This is a genomic window from Porphyromonas levii (genome assembly GCF_018206105.1).
Taxonomy (GTDB): Bacteria; Bacteroidota; Bacteroidia; order Bacteroidales; family Porphyromonadaceae; genus Porphyromonas_A; species Porphyromonas_A levii.
The window spans coordinates 1-9,690 of the sequence record NZ_JADRGN010000058.1 but is presented as its reverse complement, the minus strand read 5'-3'; the positions used below and the strand labels follow the sequence as shown (position 1 = coordinate 9,690).

Annotated in this window: 7 protein-coding genes and 1 pseudogene; 5 read left to right on the top strand and 3 right to left on the bottom strand. The window is 44.8% G+C overall.

The features are described 5' to 3' along the window. Positions 1–374 (bottom strand): hypothetical protein (locus IX315_RS09090; protein WP_211837397.1); only part of this gene is annotated, 374 nt, incomplete at its 3' end. An 8-nt stretch (positions 375–382) separates the two neighbouring features. Next, a complete protein-coding gene (locus tag IX315_RS09085) occupies positions 383–1,216 on the bottom strand; it encodes an ABC transporter ATP-binding protein (protein WP_018358542.1) in 834 nt (277 codons plus the stop codon). Between the two features lie 664 nt (positions 1,217–1,880). Between IX315_RS09085 and IX315_RS09080 the strand changes: the two genes are divergently transcribed. From IX315_RS09080 to IX315_RS09060, 5 genes are all read left to right on the top strand, one after another. Then, positions 1,881–2,102, top strand: a complete 222-nt coding sequence (locus tag IX315_RS09080; protein WP_018358541.1) for a hypothetical protein — start codon at positions 1,881–1,883, stop codon at positions 2,100–2,102. A gap of 99 nt (positions 2,103–2,201) precedes the next feature. Beyond that, positions 2,202–3,074 carry a GLPGLI family protein gene (locus IX315_RS09075; RefSeq protein WP_083900386.1) on the top strand — a complete coding sequence of 291 codons (873 nt, stop codon included), beginning with the start codon at positions 2,202–2,204 and terminating at the stop codon, positions 3,072–3,074. Between the two features lie 9 nt (positions 3,075–3,083). Next, positions 3,084–5,657 carry a porin family protein gene (locus tag IX315_RS09070; RefSeq protein WP_211640567.1) on the top strand — a complete coding sequence of 858 codons (2,574 nt, stop codon included), beginning with the start codon at positions 3,084–3,086 and terminating at the stop codon, positions 5,655–5,657. A 263-nt stretch (positions 5,658–5,920) separates the two neighbouring features. Next, entirely contained in the window at positions 5,921–8,383 is a 2,463-nt protein-coding gene (gene feoB, locus IX315_RS09065; RefSeq protein WP_211638032.1) for a ferrous iron transport protein B, read from the top strand. Next, positions 8,380–8,559 (top strand): hypothetical protein, encoded by a 180-nt coding sequence (locus tag IX315_RS09060; RefSeq protein ID WP_211638031.1) that lies wholly within the window; start codon positions 8,380–8,382, stop codon positions 8,557–8,559. The genes feoB and IX315_RS09060 overlap by 4 nt, the downstream gene beginning before the upstream one ends. 61 nt (positions 8,560–8,620) lie before the next feature. Here the strand turns inward: IX315_RS09060 and IX315_RS09055 are convergent. Beyond that, positions 8,621–9,523 (bottom strand): annotated as a pseudogene (locus tag IX315_RS09055) (efflux RND transporter permease subunit). Between the last annotated feature and the right edge of the window lie 167 nt (positions 9,524–9,690).

Here is a 9,690-nt window from a genome sequence, read left to right as displayed (position 1 = left end):
CATAGTTCTATCCAGTAATTAACCTGTACCGAGGCTATTCCCATGGCGTAGAATAAAAGCCCCAAAAATATTATCTGTATATACTTCTCTAGTGCTGTAGCAGGGATAGAAATGTACGGTAGTGTATTCTTTTCATGGATGAGATTGTGTACCCAAAGAAAGTATATGAAACTGAAAGCATAAAGAATCATTGGGGTAAAAAAGAATAGTACGTTACTCGTCCGTGTCTCAGATTGAAGAGACGAGTCAGATATAAGAGTGATAAATGCTACCGCCGCAGTTATGGTGGCGAATACTATTAGCATCTGCCTCCCTTGTATTTTAAACTCTGAATAGAGGAGCAACCCCACACGTTTTATCGAAAAAGCATTCATAAGGATGGTTATTTATTGAGGTGCTTCAGGATGTCTTCTTGGTTCGTCATCAGAGCATTGAAGAATAGCTCCGTAGAATAGGCGTCGCTTTCGTCGCCCTCTTCTTTGGCAAAAATACCCATCTTGCCGCTAATGGTCTGCTCACAGTAGACTGGGGTATCACTTGTAACTACAGGACGGAACGTGAACTGGTCGGTAATCTCGCCAATAGACTTGGAGAGGATTATCTTATTCTTGTCCATTACAATTACATGATCGATGATTTGCTCTAGGTCACGCACCTGATGGGTACTGATGATCACGTACCTGTCCCCGGTAATTTGCTTGGCGAGAAGCCTGCGAAGCGCACTTTTGGATGGGATGTCGAGCCCATTGGTAGGCTCGTCTAGCAATAAGATACGCGTGCCCAACGATAGTGCAAAGGCAATCATTGCCTTTTTTTGCTGCCCTTGTGAGAGCTTGGTTATCTTCATTTTATAGTTGAGGTTGAATGCCTCGAGCGCCTGGTCGGCCATCTCCTTGGAGTAATTAGGGTAGAATGGCGAAAGAGCATCGAAGTATTTTCGTATGGTTACGCCCTTGGGTACATTGACCGTCTCGGGTAGGTAGTACACGTCGGAAAGGAAACTTACCTGACGCTTCGTAGGGTCTTCGCCTGCCACAGAAAGAGTCCCTCCTTTTCTGAGGAGCTGCCCCGCGATGAGCTTGAGTAGTGTTGTCTTGCCCTCTCCATTTTTGCCTAGCAATCCTGAGATATGACCAGACTCTATGCTAAGAGATATTCCCTGAAATAGTGAGCGTGCTATGGAGTATTTGTACTCCAGATCTTTAATCTCAATCATAACTATTGTCTTCTACTGCGTTATATCAATTAAATGTTAGCTTGTTTGGTGTCCTATTGTAATAGTACACCGCAAATGTATTATCAATTTACGAATCTACCAAATATTATGGGTGAAATATTTTTGATTCATGGTTTGTTTCTACATCTCGACCATGCCATCAGCTAGCATTGCGTGTCCCATCGGCTTGTATGTATTCATCGATTGCTTTACTTGTTATATTCTATTGATTTACGATTGTATATAAGTGCGTGTGTGACCCCAATAGGATAGGAGAAAAGTTCGTTAGCTTTCACTCTCTGTCTCTGAACCCGCGATAGGTATTGGGAGGGCGAGAGATTGGGGACTATTATTGTTGGTTGTGTTTTGTCTAAAGTGATTGTTGGGACGGTGCAGTTTTGCAACTGGAAATTATTTCTAAGAGATTTGGGATTACCGAGATTAGTATATGGTAGATTTTATTGTCTCTTGATTATTTAAAGCCTTATTTATTTGCACCTTTGCTTAATTTGTTTTGTTGTTAAAACAAATATTTTTTAGGTTGGTGGTGTGTGTGCTTTGTCGCAACTTCTTTGTGTAATTTGAATATTTTGTGTATCTTGCGAATAATTCAGTTGGAAGACATCCTGCTGCTAATGTGTTTTACTAATTACTAAAAAAGCCTATGAAAAAGAGGTTTTTGTTCTTATTTGGTACTGCACTTTTACTTTCAACGGGTGCTGCTTTGGCGAGTCCAATAACCATTGAGACATCGTGTGGAAAGACTGTTATCGTGAATTCCGAAGATTTTAAGAACACTGAAGAACTTCTGAAACGTGTGGAAAAAATCAACGATGCCATGTGTGATGAAATCAAACCAACTTCACAAAGTGCTGACACCATTTGATTTTACTTATACTCTACATCTTAGTATAGATGTTTAAAATGCTGACTTTGGGCTAGAGTACACGTTCTTTGTGTACTCTAGCTTTTAATTCATTATGTTATGGAAGTGAGAAAAATTATTTTTATTCTGTTATTGCTCGGATATTCGTTCGGCTATGGAATGGGACAAGTGCGTGTGGTAGGTGGAGTAGATCTTAGCCACCCCACTGATAGTGCCAAAGTAAATATCTATGACACAGCAGCCTATCGAGTTTATTATACAACTTATCATTGCAGCGACTCTAGCAACTGTCTATTGAAAGAAAGCTATTCAATCTTATTGATTGGGAATAAAGGGTACACCCAGTTTATGGATTACTCTAGTTTTAGGAGGGATTCCATGGTTGTCGCAGCTGCGAGAAATGGCGAGCCAGAGAGTTCTTTCCTCTTGAAGGCAATGGGATTGAAGAGTGGTAATGTTTTAGATGGCATACTTTTGTATAACCCTAACAGCAATGAATTTATCGTTCAAGAGGAACCCCCATTTTCTAGTCGTTTTCAGTATGTTGATGATCGCGCTGACCTAGAGTGGACTTTAGGAGAGAGAGATACCATTGTGTCGGGCATAGAATGTAAGATGGCGACTACGCACTTTAGGGGTCGTGGCTATGTAGCATGGTATGCCCCAGAAATCCCCTTGAGCTATGGACCTTATAAGTTTGGCGGATTGCCAGGGCTTATCCTCTCTATCTATGATACCAAAAGGCAATGTGAATTTACTATTGCGGGACTGGAGCCTGTGAATTACTACGACCGTCTATATACTTATCAGGAGTATGACCATGAGACCCGAGAAAATGTGCATAAAATGATACGTAATTATTATGCCGACCCCGCATCAGGAATAAAGAATAGTGGTCTGACTATTACTATGTCGGACGAAGACTGGGCGAGCATCAAACCTAAACCCTATAATCCAATTGAACTAGAGTAATAGTCGATTATGGTGCAAAGGCTCTTCTTGCTAGCGACCTTGCTCTTATCAGTTCCCTTTTCGATCTCAGCTCAGAGCGATGGGGAAGTATATCGGTTTGTCATTAGGGATGCAGAGAGTGGAGGGGCAATTCCCAATGTGATTTCCGTCTCTGTAGATAACAATGGTAAGATTGTGAGTAATGCGCTCACCAATACTGAAGGAGAAGTCTCTCTCTCCTCCGAATTACGGCAAATCAAGCTCTTTAGATTCTCCCTTCTGGGCTATGAGACTAAAGAGATAGAGGCCCAACTCATAGACACTAGGCAGGTCTCAGAGGTGCTGCTGCAGTTCGGCAATATGCGACTTCAGGAGATCGTAGTCTCGGTACCTCCTATTCGCCAAAAGGGTGATACTCTGGTCTATAATGCTGCATCCTTTATCAGTACGCAGGATAATTATCTTGACGATTTATTGAAGAAACTTCCAGGGGTATCCGTAAGCCCAAGCGGTGTAATACATTACCAAGGGAAGCCTATCAATAAGTTTTATATAGAGGGTCAAGATCTTTTGGGCAATCAGTACAATCAGATTACAAGAAACCTCCCGGTGGATGCCGTATCGAATGTGGAGGTGCTTGAAAATCACCAGCCGGTGAAAGTGCTCCGAGGGAAAGTGCTTGAGGAGAAAGCTGCCATGAATATCAGATTGAAGGAGAGCCATAAGCTCCGCCCTATAGGTGAGCTCGTGGCTGGTTTAGGAGGGACACCATTAGTGTGGGATAATAGATTGTTCCTTACACAGATTGCGAAAGATAATCAGCATTTGATGGTAGTGAAGATGACCAATAGTGGTGAGGATTTATCTCTTGACGTGGCAGAACAGATAAGCATAGGCGGCAACCCTAATTATACACTTCCACCTAGCCCATACTTATCCATTACTCCTTTGGCATCGAGCTTACCCAAACATCGTTGGCTGGAGAATAACGCCTATACCTTTGGTGGCAATAGTCTCTTCAGACTGGGAACCGCGGGAAGCCTAAGAGCTAAGATTACAGGATACTTGGATAAACAAAGCAAAAAGGATTATACCACCCTCTATGTAGATGCTCCACAGCCCCTAGAGATAGCTGAGACGAGAGAACTCTCAACTCACTATCGGCAGGTTGTCTCTTCGCTAACCTATGAGTTCAATGAAGAGAATACTTTCTTCGTGGACGAACTGAAGTATAAGTATTCTAGCTCATTACAGAGGGGTATTATTACCTCAAATGCTCTTGCACAAAAGCAGAATATAAGCGATCAATATCAATATATTGAAAATTCTCTTAGGACTACCTTAAATATAGGGAAGAAAATGCTAGATATTTCCTCTTTCACCCGCTACACATGGAGGAGAGAGCGTCTAGAGATTGATAATTCGCTGTCGAATGCCTTTGGCTTTGCCAATCGAGACTTTCTTACCAGCAATACCCTCTCATGGCAGTTATGGCGAAAGGGTCAGCACAGACTGTCTCTATCTACTAATGCAATGTATAACTATAGCCATTTTGAGCATTATAGTGGTGTGGGGCTCTCAGAGCTAAGGTTAGTGGCTAGTCCATCCTATTCTTATCACTTTGGTTCTGGACGCATTGGGGTCTCTTTCCCACTGGACTGGAATAGTAGTTCTTTAGTCTTTGAGGATAAGGCAATAGAGGACAGTAGATTGCGCTTCTTTGCGCTATCGCCTAGTTTACGATTGGGTTATGAAATTAATAGGTGGTGGGCATTTGAGGTGAATAGCTCTTATAATAAGCGACCATACAGAGAAGCGTATTACTTTAATATCCCTACGATGAAGGGTTATAGGACGAGATATGAGGGCGCTAAGGAGCTAAAGGCAAGCCATCAGGGAAGTATGGGAATCGGTCTGAAATATAAAAACCTTCTCAAGATGCTCTATGCGAACTTCTCTGCTAACTATAGTAGGACGAAGGTACCCTATATCATGGATTGTACTTATGCGCCGGAGCTTACCACTATGTCTTTTATCCATGTTCCCCACAATAAGCACTTCGTATACGCCAGCCTATCATTGGATAAGACATTTGCTCAGGCAATGGTAACGCTGAAGACTAATATTAGCTATAATGGCTCGAAGTTTGTCATTTCTCAGAATAAGAGCCTAGTGGATAACCAGTCAAATATGCTCAACTATACCTTCGATGCTAACTTCGCAAAGATTAGTTGGATAAAGGTGCACTATATGCTTGGCGGAGCTGTATTTTGGCGTCAAAACAAGTTGGGGACGAGTAAGCCGCTCAACCTATTTGCCAATGAGTTAAAGTTACTATTTCCTTTTACGAGTAGGATTAATGCTTCTGTGAGCTACCAACATAAGGCAAACCAACAACCTCAAGGGCATTATCTGCATGCTCATTTTGCTGATACAGAGGTCAATTATAAGCCTAATAAACACTGGGGAATAAGCATCTTGCTCAATAATATTTTCAATAACGACCATTACCAACTATTTAGTCAGTCTGGACTTAATGGTAGTTATTACTCACTTCCTCTAAGAGGACGGGAACTTATGGTGAAATTCAAGAGGAGCTTCTGACAGTAGTTAACACACCTAGTAAGCTTTCCTCATCTGAATATCACTTCCATCCAGACCGTATATCCACGACTGCTGAGACCATATACTCCTCCTTATTCAATTAGAAATGGGTTTGGGCGATGCCCTAGTCTTCTCTAGATATACTCCTCAAAGATATGTACCCGTTTATTCTAATGTGTCAGCTCAGAAATACCTACATGTAGGTATTGGGAGGGTGGGGGTTGGGTGGTATCTTTGTTGTTCTATATGACAAGGAGTAATTAATGAGACTATCCGAATTACATACTGGGGAGCGGGCAATTATTCGTAGGCACCATAGCAATAGGGCGTTTCGGAAGCGCTTGATGGAGATGGGGTTTATACCAGGAGAGGAAATCCTCGTGGTAAAGAATGCTCCCCTAAGAGATCCAGTGGAGTATCGTATCCTCAATTATGATGTCACGCTCCGACGCTCCGAGGCGATGGATATAGAGGTGGAGCCAATAAGTAAGCAAGCTCGAGAGCGCAGGCATACACATCAGAGGATGGAGCATAGTGTGGAGGGGCGAACCGTTATAGACTCCAAGCGGATTAGAGTTGCCTTTGTGGGGAATCCTAATAGCGGCAAGACGTCGCTTTTCAATGCCGCTAGTGGCGCTCACGAGCGTGTGGGAAACTACAGCGGTGTGACCGTTGAGGCGAAACGGGCGACCTATAAACAGGGCGGATATACCTTTGAGCTTATCGACCTCCCTGGTGCTTACTCGCTTAGTAGCTATAGTCCTGAAGAGCGTTATATCAATGATTATCTAACGGGAGAGAATAAGCCAGATGTTATCCTTAATGTGGTGGACTCTACAAATCTGGAGCGTCACCTCTACATGACCACACAGCTTTTGGAGACCAGTATACCACTCGTTGTGGCACTTAATATGTGGGATGAGATGGAGGCATCTAGCAGCCGTTTGGATGTAGAGGCGCTGAGTGAACTATTAGGCATGCCTCTTTGCCCAACTGTGGGACGGATGGGCAAGGGTATTCAGCAACTCTTTGGGCATATTATCTCTATCTTTCAAAACCGTTCGCACGTACGCCGTGTGATAGATGTACGGTATCGTACCGAGATAGAGCAGGTAATCCGTAGGGTGGCTGATGAAATTAATCAAGAGGGAAAGGGGTTGCCAGAGTCTCTGCGAGAGCTTCGACCTAGGTTCTTAGCCATTAAGCTTTTGGAGGAGGATGAGGCTACGCAGGGGAGGTTTGGCACGTTGGCGGATGGAGGGGAGCGACTTTCCGCTCTCGTAAAGCAGGAGATAGAGCAGTATCAGCGGCATACCGGCAACGAGATTCAGCATGATATTACCAATGGAAGGTATGGATTTGTGCGTGGTGCTTTGCAGGAGACTTACCAATCGGACTATGCCAAGCTGACAGAGCAAAACCACAGAATTGATCACCTACTTACGCATAAGGTGTGGGGGCTCCCTATCTTCGTGGTGGTGATGTTCCTGATGTTCCAGCTTACGTTTAGGCTTGGAGAGTACCCTATGCAGTGGATTGTGGAGGGCGTAGGACTATTGGTAGAATGGACGAGTAATGTCATGAGTCCGGGTATGCTGAGGGACTTGATTGTGGATGGTGTTATCTCTGGAGTGGGCGGCGTACTGATTTTCCTCCCCAATATTGTGATCCTATATCTATGCCTCGCTATCATGGAGGATACCGGGTATATGGCTCGTGCAGCCTTTATTATGGATCGGGTGATGCATGTGATAGGTCTGCATGGTAAGTCCTTTATCCCGCTTGTGATGGGCTTTGGGTGCAACGTGCCCGCTGTGATGGCAACGAGGACGATAGAGAACCGTAACAATCGATTGGTAACAATGCTGATTATCCCCTTTATGAGCTGTAGCGCTAAGCTGCCGGTATACCTCCTCTTGGTAGGGACATTCTTCCCCAAGAGTGCGGGGACGGTGCTCTTCTTGCTCTATGCTACTGGTATACTGGTAGCGGTAGGGAGTGCATTGCTCTTCAAGAGGTATTTCAATACGGCAGAGGAGACGCCTTTCGTGATGGAGCTACCGCCTTACCGTATTCCCACTATCAAGAGTGTATTGCTGTACATGTGGGAGCGCTCCAAGCAATATCTGCACAAGATGGGTTCGGTAATCTTGGTGGCGTCCATAGCTATCTGGGCACTGAGCTACTTCCCCAACGTAGATCATCTGCACCAGCATGAGATCGACGAGCTGGTAGCAGAGCATATTGCAGAAGTAAGCCCTACCGAAGCCGAGGACTTTCTCGCAATGGAGGGTAGTGCTCAGGCGGCAATGCTACAGCAGGAGTATTCGATGATAGGGCGGATTGGTCATGGGATTCAGCCCATCTTCGCTCCTCTCGGCTACGACTGGCGTATGAGTGTATCGCTCCTCACAGGGGTTGCGGCGAAGGAGATTGTAGTAAGCACACTGGGCGTACTCTACACCGGAGAGGACGATGCGGAGGTGATGCTATCTGAGAAGCTGCGGAGTACTCGATACCCCGACGGCTCTCCTGTGATAGATCTAGTAATCGCCTTCTCTTTTATGATATTTGTGCTGGTGTATATACCGTGTATTAGCACCGTGATAGCTATAGGACGGGAAAGCGGTAGTTGGAAGTACGCTCTTTTTAGTGCCCTCTATTCGATTACCTTGGCTTGGATACTAGGGTTTGCTGTAACTCAGATAGGACATCTCTTCTTATGATACAGACAATAATTACTTACGCTATACTTGTGGTGGTCTTCGTATTGGCGGTGCGCTTCCTATGGAAGAGCCTCAATCCTCCAAAGGATGTACCCCCTGCTTGCTCAGGCTGTGCGCTCCGAGATGCATGTAGTGCCAAAGCAAAGAAGCAGGGTGAGCAGATGAAGTGCAAGTAATAGCCACTCTATAGGGTAGCGACACCTTGGGTCAATACTTGTGCACCGGAAGGTATGCCACCTACGATTTCAATGTACTCACTACTGATATTCCCCACCTGTACTTGGGTGCGGGCAAGTGTGTAATTGCCCTCTTTCTCCCCCTCCACAATGTAAACGAAGTAGTCGTTGCCCTCCTTCTGGATCGCCGAAATAGCCCAAGTTTGACCCCTAGAGTATATTTTGGGGTCAAACTTGGGTTTATCTGACCATCACCACGGATGAAGTAGCTCTCTGCACCCTTCTCAATATAGGCGCCACCTGAGATGCTGTTGTTGGCCTCCAGTGCATCGTAAATCTCTACGATAGTGATGCCTAAGGCTTGCATCCTAGATGGGTTGATGGCTACTTCGTATTGCTTCAGATAGCCACCCCAGCTATTAACCTCTACTACACCCTCTATCCCTGAGAGCTGTCGGCGTACTATCTAGTCCTGAATCGTGCGCAAATCCATAGCGGAATATCGCTCCTCGTAGCCGGGCTTAACATCGAGCGTGTACTGGTAGATCTCACCTAATCCCGTGGTAATAGGTCCCATCTCGGGTGTCCCAAATCCTTCCGGGATATTGGCAGAAGCGCTCTTAATCTTTTCGGCTATAAGGGTACGCGGTAGGTAGGTGCCCATACTTTCCTTGAAGACAATGGTGACCACCGAAAGCCCAAACTTGGAGGCCGAACGAATCTCCATCACCCCCGGGAGGTTCGCTAGCTCCAGCTCCACCGGTGCGGTGATGTACTGCTCTATCTCTTGGGTCGATAGATTATTAGATGTGGTAATCACCTGAACTTGGTTATTGGTGATATCCGGCACAGAGCCCACCGGAATATTCTGCATTGCATATAGCCCGAAGCCCACTACCATGAGCGTAAAGAGTAGCACAATGGGCTTATTCCTCAGACTAAAACCTATGATTTTCTCCAGCATCTCCTCTATGTTTTTTTGTAATTATCCGTCTAGTACTGCTTATAAATACCTATAAGCGAGGGTTGCGTTTTCATTAGTTCTGCTTGACCATCACAAAAGTACCTAAAAAACGTGAAGCAACACATCGCCCACCACTAGTCTCTATCGTCCTGATCATCAATAGGTAA

Coding starts and splice junctions, on each gene's coding strand:
- IX315_RS09085 (WP_018358542.1), bottom strand. CDS start 1,216: ATGATTGAGATTAAAGATCTGGAGTACAAATACTCCATAGCACGCTCA.
- IX315_RS09070 (WP_211640567.1), top strand. CDS start 3,084: ATGGTGCAAAGGCTCTTCTTGCTAGCGACCTTGCTCTTATCAGTTCCC.
- IX315_RS09075 (WP_083900386.1), top strand. CDS start 2,202: ATGGAAGTGAGAAAAATTATTTTTATTCTGTTATTGCTCGGATATTCG.
- feoB (WP_211638032.1), top strand. CDS start 5,921: ATGAGACTATCCGAATTACATACTGGGGAGCGGGCAATTATTCGTAGG.
- IX315_RS09060 (WP_211638031.1), top strand. CDS start 8,380: ATGATACAGACAATAATTACTTACGCTATACTTGTGGTGGTCTTCGTA.
- IX315_RS09080 (WP_018358541.1), top strand. CDS start 1,881: ATGAAAAAGAGGTTTTTGTTCTTATTTGGTACTGCACTTTTACTTTCA.